This window comes from Gordonia zhenghanii (genome assembly GCF_021738965.1).
GTDB classification, from domain to species: domain Bacteria; phylum Actinomycetota; class Actinomycetes; order Mycobacteriales; family Mycobacteriaceae; genus Gordonia; species Gordonia zhenghanii.
Window position 1 is genome coordinate 60,614 of the sequence record NZ_JAKKOQ010000004.1, and the last position, 16,222, is coordinate 76,835.

Sequence of the window (16,222 nt, forward strand, 5' to 3'; positions counted from 1 at the left end):
CTGAGTCAGTCGCCCAACTGGCCGGACAGTCGGTCTCGCCGCTCGGCGGACGCCTCGTTGAGTCCGACGATCTCGACGACCTTGCCCTTGTCGCGGTACTTCGTCTCAACGGCGTCGAGCGTTGCGACGGTCGACGCGTCCCACACGTGCGTGTCCGAGAGGTCGATGACGACGTGATCGGGATCGTCGACGTAGTCGAACTGGTAGACGAGGTCGTTGCTGGACGCGAAGAACAGCTCACCGCGCACGTGATAGACGCGGGTTGTCTGGTCGCCGTCGACGCGGTCGGTGTGAGTCACCCTCGTGAAGTGGGCGACCCGCCGGACGAACAGCAGAGTCGCGACGATCACGCCCGCGACGACGCCGATCGCGAGGTTGCTCGTCACGACCGTTGCGACGACCGCGATCACCATGACGGCCGTCTCACTCCTGGGCATCCGCCGCAGGGTGGACAAGCGGACGCTGTGCCAGTCGAAGGTGGTGGCCGAGACCATGATCATCACGGCGACGAGGGCAGCCATCGGGATCTGTCCGACGATGTCGCCGAGGCCGACCACGAGCACGATGAGCGCTATGCCCGTCAAGAAGGTGGAGACGCGGGTGCGAGCGCCGGCGGTCTTAACGTTGACCATCGTCTGGCCGATCATCGCGCAGCCGCCGATGCCGCCGAAGAATCCGGTCACCACGTTCGCGACACCCTGACCCCAGCCTTCGCGGGTCTTGTCCGAATGGGTGTCGGTGATGTCGTCGACGAGCTTGGCGGTCATCAGGGACTCGAGGAGGCCGACGAGCGCCATCCCTGCCGCATACGGTGCGATGATCTTCAACGTCTCGAGATCGAACGGGACGTCGGGCACGAGCCAGTGGGGCAGGGAACTGGGGAGTTCGCCTTCGTCGCCGACGGTGGGCACCCCGATTCCGAACGCCATCGCGACGGCGGTCAGCACGACGATCGCGATGAGCGGCGACGGCACCACGGTGGTGAGCTTGGGCAGCCCGACGATGATGGCCAGTCCGATGGCGATCATCGGATACACCATCCACGGCACGTCGAACATGTGCTGGATCTGCGCCGAGAAGATCAGGATCGCGAGCGCGTTGACGAAGCCGACCATCACGCTGCGCGGGATGAAGCGCATGAGTCGCGCGACTCCGCACACGCTGAACACGATCTGCAGCAGTCCGGCGAGGATGACTGTCGCGATGAGGTAGTCGACGCCGTGGTCGCGGACGACGGGGGCGATGACGAGGGCGGTCGATCCGGCGGCGCCGGAGATCATCGCAGGGCGGCCGCCGACGATGGAGATCGTCACGGCCATCGTGAACGACGCGAACAGTCCCATGCGCGGATCGACGCCCGCTGCGATCGAGAACGAGATCGCCTCGGGGATCAGCGCGAGCGCCGTGACGACGCCGGCAAGGGTCTCTCTCGTCAGGAGTCGAGGGCTGCGCACCGCGGTCAACACCGTTTCCTGCACCGCGGGCTTCTCCTGTCGGTCGACGTCGCCTAGAACTGGGCAAACATTACCTGCCTCAGGACCGCGAGGCCGCGCTCGGCGTCGTCGGCTCGTGCGTGACTGAAGTTCAGTCGCATTGTTCCGAGTTCGGGCCGACTCGGTGAGAACTCCTCTCCGGGCATGAACGCGACGCCGCGCTCGATCGCTGTAGCGAGCAGCGGGCGGGTGTCGACGCGCGGGGAGAGCCGAAGCCAGAAGAACAATCCGCCCTTCGGCGTCTCCCAGGTCGCGACGTCCCCGAACTCTCGGGCCAGTGCAGCGTCGAAGGTGTCGCGCCGTTCGCGGTAGAAGTCGGCGAGACGATTGAGCCGAGCGGCCCAGCCGGGGTCGGTGAGCGCGTCGAGGACGATGTGCTGCGACAGCCGCGACGTGTGGAGGTCAGTGGCCTGCTTGATCATGACGAGTTTGTCGAACAGGTCGCGCGACGCGGCGATGAAGCCGAGGCGCAGGCCCGGTGCGAACGTCTTGGAGAACGACCCTTGATAGATCCAGGAGCCGTCTGTCATACGGGCCGCGATCGGCGTGCGGTCGCACGGCTCGTAGACGAGGTCACGGTACGGGTCGTCCTCGAAGAGAACGGTGTCCTCGCGCAGGCAGCGTTGAGCCAACCGGTCGCGGTCGGCGTCGGACATGCACGCGCCGGTGGGGTTACCGAACGTCGGAACCACGTAGGCCAGCCGTGCCGGCGTGGCAGCTCGTTCGGCGACGTCGACGAACTGCGCCCCGTAGAAGCGGAACACTTGGAGAGCCGCGAGGTAGGTCGGGTCCTCGAGAGCGGTCACGGTTCCGGGGTCGACGAGGAGTTTCGCGACGAGGTCGATGCCCTGTTGGCTGCCGCTGAGGATCATGACCCGTTCGACCGGCGCATCCACGCCGAGATCGATTAAGTGCCGAGACACGGCTTCCCGTAGATCGGGCTCGCCCTCGGTCGGGCCGTACTGCAGGACCGAGGGCGGCACGCTGCCAGACCACTCCGGAAGCGTCGCGGTGGCGGGCAGGCCGCCCGCGAACGAGATCATCCCGGGCCGGTCGATCACTTCGAGGATCGACCGAATCGGTGACGGTCGGAGTCCTTCGATACGCTGCGAGAACACGCTGAACCTCCAGCAGTAGGTCAATGCTATTGACCTAATTGTGGGGGCGGAGACAAGATAGGTCAATATGGTTGACTCAAATCGTGAGGTGGAGCTCCGCCGTGCGGTCGAAGCCCTCTACTTCGGGTACCGGGCCTTCACGTCGTTGCCCGATCAGATTCTCGCCGAGTACGACCTCGGTCGCGCGCACCACCGGATCCTCTACTTCGTCCGGCGTGAGCCCGGCGTCTCGGTCGGGGCACTCGGGACAGTGCTGGACGTCTCCAAGCAGGCGATCAACCGCCCGATCAGAGAACTGGAGTCCCTCGGATTCGTTTCAGTCGCTCCGGATTCACACGATCGGCGCGTGCGACGCCTGACTGCTTCGAAGGAGGGTGCGCGTCTCGAAGCGCGACTGACCGGCGCCCAACTGGACCTGCTGGAGTCGGTGTTCACCGGCGTCGACTCCGATGCAGAGGCGGGGTGGCGAGACGTGATGACGCGGCTGGCCGGGCCGCCCGTCGTCGAGTGAGACCCGATACAGCAGGATTGTCCTCATGCCGACGATGACCTGGACCGAAGACGACCGCCAGTATTCGGCTCGGTGGCATTCGGAGTCCGGTGCGGCCGCACCGTCGCGTGTCGTCGTCGTCGGCGACGACACCACGGCAAACCAGGCGTACCGGCTCGCGCTCTCGGGCACCGGACTGATGTGGCGCGGCGACTACCACAACGCCCGCCAGTTGCTGACGGCGATCGGGCGACGGATCGACCGCGCCGCCGCTCGACGCGAAGGCGACCATGCCGATTTCGCGGCCCACCGCGCGCAGCGGGCTGAACGGGCTCGCGTCCTGGGCGCGCTGACCGTGCAGCTCGACGGCGGCTACGATCTCGGACTGCGCCGCGCGCCGGACGTCCGGCAGGCGTGCGTCGACGCGTATGGCGAACCGCACGACGCGATGTGCATCGCGCTGACCGAACTCCTCGGCGTGCTCAGTGCCCGCCAGTGGCACGAGAAGGGCGTGTCGATCCCGGCACTCGACGCCCGAATCCACCCCTGCTACGGCGTGTTCTCGCCGGTGCGCGGCGAATACATCGACCTCGCAGCTCGGGCCCCGCTGCCCGACGGTGCGCGGGTGGCGTTCGACCTCGGTACGGGGACTGGCGTACTCGCCGCAGTCCTGGCCCGCCGAGGAATGCAACGAGTGACCGCGACCGACATCAATCCGCGCGCGGTCGAATGCAGTCGAGCCAACATCGAACGCCTCGGCTATCGGGGCCAGGTGGACGTCGCCCTGACCGATCTGTATCCGTCGGGACGAGCAGACCTGATCGTGTGCAACCCGCCGTGGCTTCCGGGACGACCCACCTCGGCCCTGGAACAGGGCGTCTACGACGAAGGCTCGCAGATGCTCCACGGATTCCTCGACGGTCTCGCGGCTCACCTGGCAGTGGGCGGGGAGGGGTGGCTCATCCTCTCCGATTTGGCCGAGCACCTCGGCGAACGTGCGAGTGATCACCTCTCGCAGCGCTTCGCCGCCGCGGGACTGCGCGTCGTCGACCGGCTCGACACCACGCCGACTCACCGTCGATCGAAAGACTCGTCAGATCGGTTCCACACGGCGCGCAGTCGGGAGCGGACGTCGTTGTGGCGTCTGGCTGCCGACGGCTGAACCACTGAGGGCAAGCTCGGTACGCTGAGCGCATGACGGTCACCCTCCGGGCGCAGGAAGCGTCGGACACCGAGTTTCTGCACGCACTCTTCAGTGACCCGGCCACGACTCGGTACTGGTTCGTCGAGCCCTACCTGACGCGCGCCGACGTGCAGGCACAGTTCGAGCGCCGTCGCGGCGACGGCTCCGCCCGACGGTTCGTCATCAGCGACGAGGGTGCAGACGTCGGCATCGTCGAACTCGTCGACATCTCGCCGCTGCACCGGACGTGCGAGTTCCAGATCGTCGTCGCCCCGGGAAACCAGGGACGCGGCTACGCGCACACCGCGACGAAGCTGGTCCTGGACTACGCGTTCGGAACGTTGAACCTGCACAAGGTGTACCTGCTGGTCGACGTCGAGAACGCCGGAGCGATCCACGTCTACACCAAGGCCGGGTTCGAAGCCGAGGCAACGCTGCACGAAGAGTTCTACGCCGACGGCGCCTACCGAGACGTGGTGAGGATGGCGGTCTTCGCGCGCGACTGGAGTCTCACGGACTAGCGATGACCTGTTGCTCGTCGTCGTGGACGACCAACGCTTGATCGTCGTCGAGTGCGAGCAGCGGAAAGCGGTCGCCGAACTGGGCGAATGTCCGGTCGATCAACGCGGACGGGTACGCCGGAAGCATTCCGCCCGCGTGGGGGATCGGCACGTCTGAGATCCAGCCGAAGCCCGTGGTGCTCTCGAGTCCTGGTGCCGCGGCGGGATCGTCGAGCAGTCCGGACGGCTCGATGTCGGGGCCCGCGATGACCGATCCGGCGCTGAGTCCGATGTAGGGGAGACCGCCGCGAATCAGGCGGTCGAGCAAGCGGTCCGTGCCGGCGGCTCGCAGTTCGTGCCAGATCGCGAAGGTATTGCCGCCGCCGACATAGACCGCATCGACCGCGTCGGGATCCTCGGCGAAGTCGACCACCCGGAAACCTCGGTCGGAGAACAACTCTCGACCCGCGCCGGAGACGTGGCCGATCGTGGTGTCGCGCGGCGATTTTCCGACGGTGTCGGCGACGAAGCGTTCGATGGCTCCGTCGCCGAGCGAGAGGAGAAGCAGATGCACGAGGTTCGACGCTACCCGTCGCGTCGAACTAGACGTCGCCGCGCCGCAGCATCCGGCCGTGCGCGTTCTGGAAGTCGATCTTCTCGCCGCGCAGCCACGTGCTCGTCACGACGCCCGCGAGAGCGCGGCCGTCGTACGGGGTGATCGGGTTCTTGTGGTGCAGCTTGTTCACGTCGACGACCTGGGCGGACTCCGGCTCGAAGATCGCGAAGTCGGCGTCGCAGCCGAGCGCGATCTTGCCTTTTCGGTTCAGCCCGGCGAGCGCGGCGGGATTCGCCGCCATCCACTCCATCACCTGCGGAAGCTCGACGCCGCGGCGCTTGGCCTCGGTCCAGATCAGCGAGAGACCCAACTGCAGCGAGGCGACGCCGCCCCACGCCACGCCGAAGTCGCCGTTCTCGACGTCTTTCAGGTCGACGGTCGACGGCGAGTGGTCCGAGACGATGCAGTCGATCGTGCCGTCGAGCAGCCCCTGCCAGAGCAGTTCCCGGTTCGACGCCTCACGGATCGGCGGGCAGCACTTGTACGCGGTTGCACCGTTCGGGATCTCCTCGGCGAGGAGGGTCAAGTAGTGCGGGCAGGTCTCGACGGTGATCTTGACGCCGTCGCGGCGGGCCGTCGCGATCATCGGGAGGGCGTCCGACGACGACAGATGCAGGATATGGGCGCGCGCTCCCGTCCACCGTGCGCGCTCGATGACCTCGGCGATGGCCACGTTCTCCGCGCCGCGCGGTCGCGAGGCGAGGAACTGTGAGTACTGGTTGCCCTCTGCGGTCGGGGCGTGGTCGATGGCGCGAGAGTCCTCGGCGTGCACGATCATCAGGGAGTCGAACCCGGCCAGCACGGCCATGTCCTTCTCCATCTCGTCGGCTTCGAGGTGCGGGAATTCGTCGACGCCGGAGTGCAGGAGGAAGCACTTGAAGCCGAAGACGCCCTCGTCGTGAAGACCCCGCAGGTCGTCGGTGTTGCCGGGGACGGCTCCGGCCCAGAAGCCAACGTCGATGTGGGTCTTGCCCGATGCCGCGGCGCGCTTGGCGTCGAGTGCCTCGACGTTCACCGTCGGCGGGATCGAGTTGAGCGGCATGTCGATGAGTGTGGTGACACCGCCGGCTGCTGCGGCGCGGGTGGCCGAGTCGAAGCCCTCCCACTCGGTACGCCCTGGCTCGTTCACGTGGACGTGAGTATCGACCAGCCCGGGGATCATCACCTGCTCGTCGGTGAGCTCCACGACCTGGGCTCCGGTCAACCCACTGCCCAGCGGCTCGATTGCGACGATGCGGCCGTCGCGGATTCCGATCTCACGGGCGACGATGCCAGCCGTGGTGAGCGTGCGCTCACCACGGACGACCAGATCGAAGGTCGGCTGACGCGGCTGCTCGGTGGCGGCGGTGCTCATCTACGGGACTCCTTGGCTGCAGCGTGATTCAACAGCAGAATAATTTCTCATCGTGGAATAGAAACTCTACTTATCGGAAGATACTAGATGTGAGCAGTGACACCGTCAATCGGCCGTGACGCTTGACAGAAGGCGTCTATGTGCGCGTTACTTATCGAACTTGTGGAAGATAGTTTCCACAAGGTGGAATTTTAGTGGCGGCTGCTGTCGCCACTCCGACCGTGACAGGCGAATCCATGAGCACAGAGTCCACCGGGTTGGTCGACGAGGCCAATCGTGACGATGCCACCCCGTCGCAGGACGTGAGTCCGTCGCTGTACAACGGCGATCTCGCGCCGACCAAGCACAAAGGCCGACGCTGGGGCACGTACAACATCTTCACTCTGTGGGCGAACGACGTCCACAGCCTCGGCAACTACTCGTTCGCGATCGGACTGTTCGCGCTCGGGCTCGGCGGTTGGCAGATCCTGCTGGCGCTCGGACTGGGCGGCGTCTTCCTGTTCCTGCTCCTGAACCTGTCCGGTTTCATGGGGGAGAAGACGGGTGTCCCGTTCCCGGTGATGAGCCGCATCTCGTTCGGTGTCCGCGGTGCCCAGGTGCCCGCATTGATTCGCGGCGCGGTCGCCATCGCCTGGTTCGGCATCCAGACCTACTTGGCCTCGGTTGTCCTCCGCATCATGATCGTCGCGCTCATTCCGTCGGCGACCACGTTGGACGCCAACGAATTCCTCGGTCTGTCGACCCTCGGATGGATCTCTTTCGTGGCGCTGTGGATCGTGCAGGTGATCATCGTCAGCTACGGCATGGAGATGATCCGTAAATACGAGGCGTTCGCCGGGCCCGTCATCCTCGTCACGATGATCGCGCTCGCGGTGTGGATGCTCAGCAACGGCGACTGGGCAATCGCGTGGTCGACGCCCGACTCGCTGACCGGCGGCGACATGTGGCTGAAGATCGTCGGCGGCGCGAGCCTCTGGGTCGCGATCTACGGCACGTTCGTCCTGAACTTCTGTGACTTCACCAGGAACGCGACGTCGAAGCGCTCCATCGTGCGCGGCAACTTCTGGGGAATCCCGCTCAACATGCTCGTGTTCGGCGGCATCGTGGTCACGCTCGCGGGCGCGCAGTTCCGTATCGACGGTCGGATCATCGAATCGCCTGCCGACATCGTGCAGGAAGTGCCCAACACGCTCTTGTTGGTCCTCGCGTGCCTGGCGCTGCTGATCCTGACGGTGGCCGTCAACATGATGGCTAACTTCGTCGCCCCGATCTACGCGCTCAACAACCTGTTTCCGAGGCATCTGAACTTCCGTCGCGCAGCGTTCGTCTCCGCGGTGATCGGACTGGTGATCCTGCCGTGGAATCTCTACAACTCGCCTGCGGTGATCGAGTACTTCCTCGGCGGTCTCGGCGCCGTCCTGGGTCCGTTGTTCGGCATCGTGATGGCCGACTACTGGTTGGTGCGTCGCGCCAAGATCAACGTGCCTGCGCTGTTCACTTCGCACCCTGACGGCGAGTACGCGTATGTGAAGGGCGTGAATCCGCGCGCCATCGTCGCGCTGGTCATCACTGCGGTGATCGCACTCCTCGTGGCGTTCGTTCCGGCCTTCGAATCGGTCGCCGACTTCTCCTGGTTCATCGGCGCCGGTGTGGGTGCGATCGTGTACCTCGCGGTCGCCGACCGCCGCGGACCCTTCGCCGACGTATCGGGCGAGCCCATCGCTGTGGCCAGCACTCACTAGTTCGAGAGAAGGAACGTCATGCGAATTCTTGTCGCCAACGTGAACACGACCGCGTCGATGACCGACGCGATCGCTGAGTCGGCACGCGGCGTTGCGTCGCCCGGGACCGAGATCGTGGGCATCACGCCGCGGTTCGGAGCGGACTCGTGCGAGGGAAACTTCGAGAGCTACCTCGCGGCGATCGCCGTGATGGACGCTGTCACGTCGTACCCGGAGCCGTTCGACGCCGTCATCCAGGCCGGGTACGGCGAGCACGGACGTGAGGGTCTGCAAGAACTGCTCGACGTTCCGGTGGTCGACATCACCGAGGCCGCGGCGTCGACAGCGATGTACCTCGGTCACAAGTATTCGGTGGTCACCACGCTCGACCGAACGGTCCCGCTCATCGAGGACCGGCTCAAGCTCGCGGGTCTGGATGCTCGGTGCGCGTCGGTGCGTGCGTCGGGGCTGGGCGTGCTCGAGTTGGAGTCCGATCCCGAGCGCGCGGTCGAGGCGATCGTCGCGCAGTCGCGCGAGGCGGTCGAGATCGACCACGCCGAAGTGATCTGTCTCGGCTGCGGCGGCATGGCCGAACTCGAAGCGAGGGTCACGGCGGCGACAGGCGTCCCGATCGTCGACGGCGTCCGCGCGGCGGTGACGATCGCCGAGGGTCTGGTACGGATGGGGCTGTCGACGTCCAAGGTGCGGACCTATGCGACTCCCCGCGAGAAGAAGGTCACCGGCTGGCCGTTCCAGCTGTAGCGCGCAAACGAAGACGGAACCGGGCGTCGCCTCCCAGGCGCCCGGTTCCGTCGTCTTGCGGAGCTATTTCAGTCTTGCGAGATCAGAGCATGATCTGGCGGTTGACGTCCTTGTACAACAGGTAGCGGAAGTTCGACGGGCCGCCTGCGTAGCAGGCCTGCGGGCAGAAGGCGCGCAGCGAGAGGAAATCGCCTTCCTGAACTTCGACCCAATCGCCGTTGAGGTGGTAGACGGCCTTCCCTTCGAGCATGAGCAACCCGTGTTCCATCACGTGCGTCTCGGCGAAGGGGATCGTCGCGCCGGGCTCGAACGTGACGACATTGACGTGCATGTCGTACGCGAGATCCTGCGGGTCGAGCATGCGGGTGGTTCGCCACTTGCCGTCGGTGCCGGGCATGGCCGACGGCTCGATGTCCTGCTCGTTGCCGAACTTGACCGTGGGGGTGTGGCCGTCGATCGCCTCGTAGCGTTTGCGGATCCACACGAACGACGCGTCGGCGTCGCCGTCATTGCGCGCCGACCAGTCGGTGCCCGCGGGGAGGTAGGCGAAACCGCCTTCGGTCAGCGTCTGTGACTGGCCAGCCGCGTCGACGGTGAGTGCTCCGGACGTGACGAACAGGAAGCCTTCGACCTCGGGCTGGGGCTCGGGTCGCTGCGCGCCGCCGCCCGGTTTGACCTCGACGATCGCCTGGAAGTAGGTGGTCGCTCCGCCCGCGACGGGACGGTTGATGATCCAGGCCCGCGTGTCGGTCCACTCGGGGAGGACTGAGGTGACGATGTCGGAGAGGACGCCGCGCGGGATCACCGTGTAGGCCTCGGTGACGATCGCGCGGTCGGTCAGCAGGTCGGTCTGCGGCGGCAGACCGCCGCGGGGCGTGTAATACGACGCTGTGGTCACTGGTCACTCCTGGTAGGGCGGCCGAGCGCGATGTCGCGCACGGTTGTCATGGGCAGGTCGGCGGCGGTCTCGATCTCGTCGACTGTGAGCGCTCCGCACACGGCGCCGCGGTGGATCACGTTGGCGAGGGCACGGACGGTCGCGGGCTCGTCCATCACGGTGGAGTCGAGCTTGTGGACGTAGTTGCGCAGGCGTGCCGCGGCGGGGCCGAACGCGCCTCGGTAGAACGCGTAGGTTGCGAGGTAGCGGGTCACGAGTTGGGCCGGATGCATGTCCCAGCCCTGGTAGATCCCGCGCTCCAGATGCCGTCGGACGAGGCGGGCGTGCAGTCGCCACGCCGTCGCGACGTTGTCGGCGTCGCCGATCGGAAGGATGTTCGTGGAGCCGTCCGACACGTGGACGCCTGTTCCGGCCACGGCGAGCTGCATGACGTTCTTGGCGTGGTCGGCGACCGGATGCTCCATCGACTGGTAGGCGGCGGCGATGCCGAGCGACGCCGAATAGTCATAGGTGCCGTAATGCAACGAGCTGACGCGTCCCTGACCGGCGTGGACGAACTGCGCGACGGGCGCGCGTCCATCGGAGCCGAGGATCGCCTGGGGAGTCTCGACCTGAACCTCGAACTGGATTCTGTTGGCAGGCAGACCGTTCGCGGATTCGAGGGCCGCGGCGACGGCGACCATCGCCTCCACCTGGTCGACCGAGGTCACCTTGGGGAGCGTGAGGGTCAGGCCGTCGGGCAGCCCGCCCGACTCGACGAGCCCGCTGACGAACATGTCGAGAGTGCGGAGGCCGCGGGCCCGCGTGTTGGCCTCGAAGCATTTGAATCGGGCGCCGACAAACGGGGTGGACGTGCCCGCGTCGACTGCGGTGCGCAGCGCGGCGATCGCCCGCTCGACGTCGGCGTCCTCGGTCTCGTCGTCGAACGTGCCGTAACCGTCCTCGAAGTCGACGCGGAGGTCTTCGATCGGCTCGGTGGACAGTTTGTGCTGCACCAGAGTCGCGAGCGTGTCGGGCGCGCAGTCGGTCCCTTCGGTGACACCGACCATCGATGCGACGGCGTCGAGTCCGCCTGCGGTACGGGCGGACTCGAGAGCGGTGGAGCTCCAGTCTGCGGGCGTCGTCGCCGTGTAGCGGTCACCGGGGACGTAAACGGTGTGGATCGGCTGCCGTCGTCCGTCGTCGCCGGGGTACTGCATCGCGAGCGCTGTATCGGCATCTGCCAGGCGACGGTCGACGTCGGCGAGCACCGCGTCCTCGAGGTGTCGTGTCACAGGTGGCTCTCCTCGCCGTTGGGGAAGACTTGCGGAATCGTAATTCCACATCGTGGAGTTTAGTTTGTGGGGCCGGGAAAGTACAGGACAGTGCTCCGATAGTAGGCTTGATGTATTCCGTATTGCGGAAGTATCTGTGGTGCAGTTCAATGGAATCAAAGTCGTCGGCCGGAAGTGGTTCACATGGCGGAGAAATCGTCGGGTGTGCAGTCAGTGGAGCGTGCCTTCGAGTTGATGGAGCTCATCGGCCGAGCGGGCGGTGAGTGCTCGCTCACCGAGTTGTCGGCCGAATCGCCGCTGCCGCCGCCAACCATCCACCGCCTGCTGCGGACTCTGGTCGGGATCGGCTACGTCCGGCAGTTGCCGAACCGGCGGTATGCGTTGGGGCCGAGGCTGATCCGACTAGGGGAGGTCGCCAACCGGCAACTCGGCGCGGTCGCGGGGCCGGTGCTGCAGTCGTTAGTCGACGAACTGTCGGAGACGGCGAGCCTCGCGGTGCTCGACGGCGACATGGTGATCTACACCGGTCAGGTCCCGTCGCTGCACACGATGCGCACGAACAACGAGATCGGTAAGCGAGTCGGTCTGCACACTTCCGGGGTAGGGAAAGCCGTGCTCGCCGAGTTGGACGACGCCCGGATTCTCAAGCTCGTCACTCAGTCCGGCCTCCCGGCGCCGACGCAGCACAGTGCATCGACATTGTCGACGGTGTTCGCGAACGTCGAACGAGTCCGTGCCGACGGTTATGCGATCGACGACCAGGAACTCGAAGTCGGCGTGCGTTGCGTGGCCATGGCAGTGCCCGGCGCTCCCACTCCGATGGCCATCGGCATTTCCGGACCGTCCGCGCGCGTGAACAAGGATCTGATCGCGAAGGCGGTGGCTGCGTTGGAGAAGGCGACCGGGGTCATTTCGGAGGCGCTGATCGGAGCGATGGAGTAGTGGATCTTATGCTGTCGGCGGTTGGCCAGAATTTTGGTTGACAGTCCTCCGTCCCGTCGGAACGAGTGGACGTCCTCCGAGCGTCCGACCCTGCGATCCGTTAGAGAATCGGCAGTCGTGGCGGAGTCGGCGTAGTTGTCCTGACAGATAACACCGCGTTCCGCGGAACGTTTTTGCGAGCGAGAATTGTCGTACCCAGCAGCTACCTTAAGGATATCGAACAAGTGTTCTAGTCCTGGAGGTAGCCATGACAGTCTCAATCTTCCGTCCCGCAGATCCGACGACACTGTCGCGAGACGAACTCGCCGATCGGATCGTCGGGTTCGCGTCGCAGATGACGGCGATGAAGGCGATCGTGCTCGACTACGTTCGCGAGTTCGACGCGAAGGAGTTCTGGGCGGCTGACGGTATTCGGTCGTGCGCGCACTGGTTGTCGTGGCAGACCGGCGTCGGTCTCCGCGCTGCGCAGGAGCAGGTCCGCGTCGCTCGTGCGCTGCCGGAACTCCCGTTGCTCGACGCGCAGTTCCATGAGGGGAAGCTCTCGTACTCGAAGGTCCGCGCGATCAGTCGCGTCGCCTCGCCGGAGCGGGACGAGGAGCTCACCGAGTTCGCGCTCTGCGCGACTGCAGCCCAAGTCGAGCGCCTCGTCTCCGCGATTCGAAAGCAAGACGGCCTGACCGACGACGGCACGTACCCTGAGCCGGAGGTCGCCGAATCCGTCGCCCACTGGCGGTGGGAACTGGACGGCACGCTGACCGTCACCGCCCGCCTCACCGCAGTCGACGGTGCGCACTTCCTCGCCGGTGTGGTGCACGCCGAGTATGAGCGCACGCGTACAACCGGCGACGCTACTCCGAGCGAGGCCGACATCGCTGCGGCGCGTGATGTGGCCGAGGCGTCGGCCGACTCCGGCGTCGAGCCGCGACTGCGCCGGGACCTGTGGCAGAACGTTCCCTACAACGTCGCGCCTGCACTGCTCGCGCAGTCCGACGCCGTCATCAGCGGCCTTGCACTTCCCGAAGTCGCGGTCGGTGGAGAAGTGCTGTTCCACGAGGTCGACGGGGTGGCCACCGTCGACGGAGGGCCCGAGCTGCGTTCCGCGGAACGCGATGAGATCGAGTGCGGCTCCGCGCAACGCGTCGTCGAGCACGGCGTGGGTGACGTCATGACCGTCGGCGGGCGCCGTTTGGGGCCGGTCCTCACCTGGGGCCGCAAGCGTCGCGTCCCGAACGCGGCCCTCGTTCGGGTAGTTCTGATGCGCGACCACGGTTGCCGTGCACCCAGCTGCAACCGGACTCGCCACCTGCACGTTCATCACGTACGCCCGTGGTCGCAGGACGGTACGACCGATGCTGACAACCTGGTCCTGCTCTGCAGTCAGCATCACCGCGCGCTCCACAACGGCCTGTTCTCGATCGAAGCTCTCGGTGGCCAGCGGTTCGCGTTCCGCGGAACGCACGGAGACCTCCTCGCGGAGGCTCCGTTGCACTCGACGCCCGCCGGGTGGGAAGAGAATCCCCACGTTGATCCGCACGCGGTGACTCAAACCGACGGCGGGCGACTCGATCTGGGGTACGCCACCGAAGTGCTGTACGCGGCGTGGGCGTGGAAGGCCGCCCGCGACGAGATGGGCGGCGAGCTGCGCGCGGCCGCGTAGGCAGTTCGTTACCCTGTTCGGTCCAATTCTGGAGAGAACCGTCGGCTCGACCCGCCGACGGGCATACCGTCCCGCTATGGCTGGAAAACTGAGGTGGGCATTGTCGTTGATCCCTGTCGTCCTGGTTGTCGCGAGTTGTACTGGGGTCGATGGCGATCCGAGCCGGTCCGAGTCGGAATCTGTAGCGCCAGCGGCGATCTCGACCGCTTTCACGCCCGCCCCCGTATTGGGTCGAGACGGTTACCAGCAGTACGCGTCGGGGTTCGGGACAGTGAGACCCGATAGCATCTCGATGAACTCGACCGCGTCGAGCACGTTCGGGGGCATCACATGGGAGTCGTGGGGCGGGGAGGACGCTGTCGCGACGAGTCGTAGTCAGCAGAGCGGCGCGTCCGACCCGCAATCCGAACTGTGGCTGATGGCCTCCGATCTGGGCTGGTGCGACGACGTGTGGTCGTATCGTTCGCTGACTATCGCGGGGGAGCGGAGTGCGCTCGGCACGGGTGCGGAAAGCGACATCTGTCAGGGCGATCGTTCGGAGCCCTGAGTCGTAGTCGAACCAGAATTGTCGTACCTGGGCGATACCTTGCGGATGCCCGAAAATCCTTCGGGTGATTCCCGCTGACGAAGGCTTAACGATGACCATCCCCGATCCCGCTCAGTCCCAGCCGCAGTACCAGTCCCAGCCGCAGTACCAGGCTCAGTTCCCGCCGCAGGGATACATGCCGCCGGTGCCGCCAACCGAGAAGCGCCGCAACACAGTCGGCCGCATCGCATTGATCGCGGCGATCATCGGCTTCGTCTTCGGATGCATCCCCGGCGCGCTGATCGTCGGCTGGATCCTCCTGCCCGTCGCCTTCATCCTCGGCATCGTCGGGTTGTTCCAGGCGGGGCAGAAGAAGGGCACCTCCATCTCTGCCATCGTCATCTCCGTCATCGGGACGATCGTCGCGGCAGTGGTGTTCCTGACCGTCGTCAGCGATGCGGTCGACGACGCGTTCACTCCGGACACCGCGACCGTGTCGCAGAACGGTGAAGAGCAGTCCAACGACGCAGGATCCCGCGAGAACCCGGCCGAGATCGGTGCGACGCTCACCGGCAAGGACTGGACCGTCGTCGTCAACAAGTTCACGCCGGACGCCACTGAACAGGTGATGGCGGAGAACGAGTTCAATGACGAGCCCAAGGCCGGCCAAGAGTATGCGCTGGTGAATCTGACCGTGACCCACACGGGTGACGGCTCCGACTTCGCCGAGTTCATCTCAGTCGCCTTCGTCGGTGACGACGGCAAGACCTACAACCAGTCCGACTCGATGGCCGTGGCTCCCGACGCGCTCGAAGGCGAGCTGTACAAGGGCGGCACTGCAACCGGCAACGTCGAGATCGCGATCCCGAAGAACGCCACCGGCGTGATCCGCATCGGACTCGGCGTATTCGAAGACGAGGCGTTCGTCGCCGTTCCGTAGCCATCGTCGATGGGAAATGGCATGGTCGAATCATGGCTACTTCAGATGCGACCGCCGACCCACGGTGGACCGAGACCGCTGACGGTCTCGTCGCCACCTTCCAGACCGGATCGATGGTTCGCGGCCTCGACTTCGTGACACGAGTCGTCGACGCTGCCGAAGCCGCGAACCATCATCCCGACATCGACTTTCGCTACCCGAAAGTCACGCTGACCCTCATCTCGCACGATGCAGGGGACACGGTCACCGAGAAGGATCACAACGCAGCACGCGAGATCTCGGCCATCGCCGACGAGATGGAGATCAACTAGCGAGTAGTTATGCGCCGCGGTTGTACGCCAGTGCGACGTCGCACCAGTGGGCCAGGCCGTCGCCGGCGAGGGCGGACGGAGACACGTCGATCCAGCCCGGACCCATATCCCGTCGATTGGCCCCCATCGTCGCCTGGGTCGCGCCGTCCTCGGCGAGGATCGCGTCGTGTTGATCGGCGTCGACCCGCACCAGGAGTGAACCGTCCTTCGACGCACTGACGACCATCTTCTCGTTGACCATGAACGCTCGGCCGCCGAACATCGAGACCTCACGGAGTGTCGGCTCGGCGCCGAACAATTCACGCAGGCGCTCGACGAGCGCGGTCTGCTCGGATGTCATGAGGGCTCCTTCGGGGGTCTCGACTCCGCTCGACCAGCGTAAGTGGTCTCGACTCCGCTCGACCAGCGTAAGTGGTCTCGACTCCGCTCGACCAGCG

17 protein-coding genes are annotated in these 16,222 nt (G+C 65.8%); 10 read left to right on the top strand and 7 right to left on the bottom strand.

Going from position 1 to position 16,222, the window contains the following annotated elements; genetic code table 11:
* Positions 1 to 5 precede the first annotated feature (5 nt).
* Positions 6 to 1,478 (bottom strand): SulP family inorganic anion transporter, encoded by a 1,473-nt coding sequence (locus L5G32_RS03890; protein WP_237009713.1) that lies wholly within the window; start codon positions 1,476 to 1,478, stop codon positions 6 to 8.
* A gap of 29 nt (positions 1,479 to 1,507) precedes the next feature.
* Positions 1,508 to 2,611, bottom strand: a complete 1,104-nt coding sequence (locus tag L5G32_RS03895; RefSeq protein ID WP_237009714.1) for an aminotransferase-like domain-containing protein — start codon at positions 2,609 to 2,611, stop codon at positions 1,508 to 1,510.
* A 67-nt stretch (positions 2,612 to 2,678) separates the two neighbouring features.
* Here L5G32_RS03895 and L5G32_RS03900 point away from each other — a divergent pair, with 67 nt between their 5' ends.
* Genes L5G32_RS03900 through L5G32_RS03910 form a run of 3 tightly spaced genes read left to right on the top strand, consistent with a single transcriptional unit; the run spans position 2,679 to position 4,805 of the window.
* On the top strand, positions 2,679 to 3,122 hold the full coding sequence (locus L5G32_RS03900; protein ID WP_237009715.1) for a MarR family winged helix-turn-helix transcriptional regulator: 444 nt from the start codon (positions 2,679 to 2,681) through the stop codon (positions 3,120 to 3,122).
* Positions 3,123 to 3,147: 25 nt separating this feature from the next.
* The gene (locus L5G32_RS03905; protein ID WP_237009716.1) at positions 3,148 to 4,263 is read left to right on the top strand and encodes a methyltransferase; all 1,116 of its coding nucleotides are present in this window, start codon (positions 3,148 to 3,150) and stop codon (positions 4,261 to 4,263) included.
* Positions 4,264 to 4,295: 32 nt separating this feature from the next.
* Complete coding sequence (locus L5G32_RS03910) at positions 4,296 to 4,805, top strand: GNAT family N-acetyltransferase (RefSeq protein WP_237009717.1); 510 nt, start codon at positions 4,296 to 4,298, stop codon at positions 4,803 to 4,805.
* On the opposite strand, the gene L5G32_RS03915 is transcribed toward L5G32_RS03910, so the two are convergent.
* Positions 4,795 to 5,358, bottom strand: coding sequence for a Type 1 glutamine amidotransferase-like domain-containing protein (locus L5G32_RS03915; protein ID WP_237009718.1), 564 nt, complete (start codon positions 5,356 to 5,358; stop codon positions 4,795 to 4,797). The genes L5G32_RS03910 and L5G32_RS03915 overlap by 11 nt on opposite strands.
* Before the next feature lie 28 nt (positions 5,359 to 5,386).
* Positions 5,387 to 6,754 (bottom strand): allantoinase AllB, encoded by a 1,368-nt coding sequence (gene allB, locus L5G32_RS03920; protein ID WP_237009719.1) that lies wholly within the window; start codon positions 6,752 to 6,754, stop codon positions 5,387 to 5,389.
* 236 nt (positions 6,755 to 6,990) lie between these two features.
* Here allB and L5G32_RS03925 point away from each other — a divergent pair, with 236 nt between their 5' ends.
* On the top strand, positions 6,991 to 8,496 hold the full coding sequence (locus tag L5G32_RS03925; protein ID WP_237009720.1) for an NCS1 family nucleobase:cation symporter-1: 1,506 nt from the start codon (positions 6,991 to 6,993) through the stop codon (positions 8,494 to 8,496).
* A gap of 18 nt (positions 8,497 to 8,514) precedes the next feature.
* Positions 8,515 to 9,237 carry an aspartate/glutamate racemase family protein gene (locus L5G32_RS03930; RefSeq protein ID WP_237009721.1) on the top strand — a complete coding sequence of 241 codons (723 nt, stop codon included), beginning with the start codon at positions 8,515 to 8,517 and terminating at the stop codon, positions 9,235 to 9,237.
* A gap of 82 nt (positions 9,238 to 9,319) precedes the next feature.
* On the opposite strand, the gene L5G32_RS03935 is transcribed toward L5G32_RS03930, so the two are convergent.
* Positions 9,320 to 10,135 carry a bifunctional allantoicase/(S)-ureidoglycine aminohydrolase gene (locus L5G32_RS03935; protein WP_237009722.1) on the bottom strand — a complete coding sequence of 272 codons (816 nt, stop codon included), beginning with the start codon at positions 10,133 to 10,135 and terminating at the stop codon, positions 9,320 to 9,322.
* Positions 10,132 to 11,409, bottom strand: coding sequence for a DUF6986 family protein (locus L5G32_RS03940; protein WP_237009723.1), 1,278 nt, complete (start codon positions 11,407 to 11,409; stop codon positions 10,132 to 10,134). The genes L5G32_RS03935 and L5G32_RS03940 overlap by 4 nt, the downstream gene beginning before the upstream one ends.
* Before the next feature lie 183 nt (positions 11,410 to 11,592).
* Between L5G32_RS03940 and L5G32_RS03945 the strand changes: the two genes are divergently transcribed.
* From L5G32_RS03945 to L5G32_RS03965, 5 genes are all read left to right on the top strand, one after another.
* The gene (locus L5G32_RS03945; protein ID WP_237009724.1) at positions 11,593 to 12,351 is read left to right on the top strand and encodes an IclR family transcriptional regulator; all 759 of its coding nucleotides are present in this window, start codon (positions 11,593 to 11,595) and stop codon (positions 12,349 to 12,351) included.
* A gap of 247 nt (positions 12,352 to 12,598) precedes the next feature.
* Positions 12,599 to 14,008, top strand: coding sequence for an HNH endonuclease signature motif containing protein (locus L5G32_RS03950; protein WP_237009725.1), 1,410 nt, complete (start codon positions 12,599 to 12,601; stop codon positions 14,006 to 14,008).
* 292 nt (positions 14,009 to 14,300) lie between these two features.
* Positions 14,301 to 14,555 carry a hypothetical protein gene (locus tag L5G32_RS03955; RefSeq protein ID WP_237009726.1) on the top strand — a complete coding sequence of 85 codons (255 nt, stop codon included), beginning with the start codon at positions 14,301 to 14,303 and terminating at the stop codon, positions 14,553 to 14,555.
* Positions 14,556 to 14,646: 91 nt separating this feature from the next.
* On the top strand, positions 14,647 to 15,474 hold the full coding sequence (locus L5G32_RS03960) for a DUF4190 domain-containing protein (protein ID WP_237009727.1): 828 nt from the start codon (positions 14,647 to 14,649) through the stop codon (positions 15,472 to 15,474).
* Between the two features lie 32 nt (positions 15,475 to 15,506).
* Entirely contained in the window at positions 15,507 to 15,785 is a 279-nt protein-coding gene (locus L5G32_RS03965) for a 4a-hydroxytetrahydrobiopterin dehydratase (protein ID WP_237009728.1), read from the top strand.
* Between the two features lie 7 nt (positions 15,786 to 15,792).
* Here L5G32_RS03965 and L5G32_RS03970 read toward each other — a convergent pair whose 3' ends face one another.
* Positions 15,793 to 16,125: a TfoX/Sxy family protein gene (locus tag L5G32_RS03970; protein ID WP_237009729.1), complete on the bottom strand. Its 333-nt coding sequence runs from the start codon at positions 16,123 to 16,125 to the stop codon at positions 15,793 to 15,795.
* Positions 16,126 to 16,222: the final 97 nt, after the last annotated feature.

Bases quoted from the DNA above. Each gene is read 5' to 3' on its own strand.
- L5G32_RS03910 (WP_237009717.1), top strand. From the start codon at position 4,296: ATGACGGTCACCCTCCGGGCGCAGGAAGCGTCGGACACCGAGTTTCTG.
- L5G32_RS03965 (WP_237009728.1), top strand. From the start codon at position 15,507: ATGGCTACTTCAGATGCGACCGCCGACCCACGGTGGACCGAGACCGCT.
- allB (WP_237009719.1), bottom strand. From the start codon at position 6,754: ATGAGCACCGCCGCCACCGAGCAGCCGCGTCAGCCGACCTTCGATCTG.
- L5G32_RS03960 (WP_237009727.1), top strand. From the start codon at position 14,647: ATGACCATCCCCGATCCCGCTCAGTCCCAGCCGCAGTACCAGTCCCAG.
- L5G32_RS03925 (WP_237009720.1), top strand. From the start codon at position 6,991: ATGAGCACAGAGTCCACCGGGTTGGTCGACGAGGCCAATCGTGACGAT.
- L5G32_RS03930 (WP_237009721.1), top strand. From the start codon at position 8,515: ATGCGAATTCTTGTCGCCAACGTGAACACGACCGCGTCGATGACCGAC.
- L5G32_RS03900 (WP_237009715.1), top strand. From the start codon at position 2,679: ATGGTTGACTCAAATCGTGAGGTGGAGCTCCGCCGTGCGGTCGAAGCC.
- L5G32_RS03950 (WP_237009725.1), top strand. From the start codon at position 12,599: ATGACAGTCTCAATCTTCCGTCCCGCAGATCCGACGACACTGTCGCGA.
- L5G32_RS03970 (WP_237009729.1), bottom strand. From the start codon at position 16,125: ATGACATCCGAGCAGACCGCGCTCGTCGAGCGCCTGCGTGAATTGTTC.
- L5G32_RS03945 (WP_237009724.1), top strand. From the start codon at position 11,593: ATGGCGGAGAAATCGTCGGGTGTGCAGTCAGTGGAGCGTGCCTTCGAG.
- L5G32_RS03905 (WP_237009716.1), top strand. From the start codon at position 3,148: ATGCCGACGATGACCTGGACCGAAGACGACCGCCAGTATTCGGCTCGG.
- L5G32_RS03955 (WP_237009726.1), top strand. From the start codon at position 14,301: ATGAACTCGACCGCGTCGAGCACGTTCGGGGGCATCACATGGGAGTCG.